Below are 1652 nucleotides of genomic sequence, written 5' to 3'. Positions count from 1 at the left end.
CTCCGGGAGCGTGAGCAGGAAGCACGACGGTTCTCCGCCCTGACCCCCCGTGAGCAACATGTGCTGTGCGCGTTGCTCGCCGGCCGATCGGCGGCCGAGATCGCTGGGGAGGACCAGATCTCACTGCCGACCGTCCGCAGTCACATCCGCGCGGTGCTAACCAAACTTGGAGTCTCCTCGCAGCTCGCGGCAGTCGCGTTGGCTCACCGGTCGTGCCGCGAGCCGACGCTGATCGAGCGAATGCGGAAGATTCATCATTTTTGATGATGACCACCCTGGATTGACCAGACATCGTGAGAAAAAGGAGTTACTACCCAAAGGAGGACAAAATGGGAACTTCCCCGAGCATTGAGACCCTTCAGGCCAAGGACGACCAGTTCAGGCAGTACCTGCAGACGCTGGAACAGGACCTGACGCAGAAGGCCTCCGCCGCCAAAGAGAAGATGCACGCTGAGATCGAGACCTTCTACTCGCACAATAAGTACGACGACGCCAAGGTCTTCGTCTCCGGCGAGAACATCGACTTCCTGCACGAGAAAGAGTTCACGCTGGACAACCTGAAGAAGGTGATCGACGGGATCGGTGCCGCAGTGTTCTCCGGCGCGGCGCCCCCCAAGGGGTCAACCGTGACCGCCAAGAATGTCGAGGATGCCGACAAGGCGCTGGGCAAGGAGATCGGCGCCATGGCCAACCTGGAGCTGTACATCGCCGGGAAGGTCTTCGACGTGGTGAGCAACACCGTGCTCAGCTTCGGCACCGGGACGTCGATGACCTACACCACCGCGACCAAGACCGAGTCCCTCGGCTTCGGACTGCAGATGTTCGCCTCCACGTCGGCTTCGTCGTACGACGGGCAGAGCTTCTTCAAAAACGAGTACATCTCGCAGTACCTGTACATGTACGAGGTCCGGTTCTCCGTGAAGCAGGCACAGTCGGAGGCGGCCATGGGCCTCGTGCAGGCGTACGAGAATCAGCTGGCGGTCTTCGAGGAAATGCTCAACAAGCTCGGGGACCAGCTTGCCGATGGAACCGTCAGCTGGGATGCCTACGGAACGACCAGCGAAAAACTGCAGATCTACATGGATGAGTTCCAGAGGAAGATCGGTGCTCTGAAGTCCGTCGACAGGGCGGCGCAGGTGAGAGCAGCCCTCGACAGGGCCCAGGCCCGGGCAGCCTAGATCCGCAAGCGTGGGACCGGGGCGTCCCCGGCATGAAGGCTGCTCCATCGTCCCGGTCCCTTCTTCCCCCGGCGGTTGTACCTATCAGGCATGAGCAGCAACTGGTTCTGCGTCGGGACCTGCAGTTGCGCGCATCTACCGGGATACGAGTGCGCCACTTCGGTGAGCCGTACCTCACGCGTCATCACATCCATCCGTCCGCATGGAGGCGGAACACCAAGAAGGAGGCGAGCGCCATGGCAGGTTTGATCATCTTGGCGACCAACCCGAGCCCAAGCGAGCAGCAATCGGCTCATTTCATGGCCGCACTGCTGAGACCGAACTGGACAGTCGTGTTGAAAGACCCGTCCGGCGGGCGCGGCGGCAACACCGCCGACCTCGCGATCTACACCGGCGGGAGCACGAACAACCACGCGAACGATGACGACTACGAGAACGAGACCCAGACACAGCCCATCGACATATACACCCCCG

The 1652-nt window shown here is 61.3% G+C and carries 3 protein-coding genes; all 3 read left to right on the top strand.

Going from position 1 to position 1652, the window contains the following annotated elements; translation table 11 throughout:
- The coding region (locus tag KV557_RS41700) for a response regulator transcription factor (protein ID WP_218207337.1) at positions 1-264 on the top strand (264 nt) is incomplete at its 5' end.
- 65 nt (positions 265-329) lie between these two features.
- Positions 330-1178: a hypothetical protein gene (locus KV557_RS41695; RefSeq protein WP_218207336.1), complete on the top strand. Its 849-nt coding sequence runs from the start codon at positions 330-332 to the stop codon at positions 1176-1178.
- Between the two features lie 236 nt (positions 1179-1414).
- A partial coding sequence (locus tag KV557_RS41690; protein WP_218207335.1) for a hypothetical protein occupies positions 1415-1652 on the top strand: 238 nt, incomplete at its 3' end.

The sequence above is a fragment of the Kitasatospora aureofaciens genome (assembly GCF_019192735.1).
Taxonomy (GTDB): domain Bacteria; phylum Actinomycetota; class Actinomycetes; order Streptomycetales; family Streptomycetaceae; genus Kitasatospora; species Kitasatospora aureofaciens_A.
Note: the sequence above shows the minus strand (reverse complement) of the source record. Positions and strands in the feature narration are given on the sequence as shown.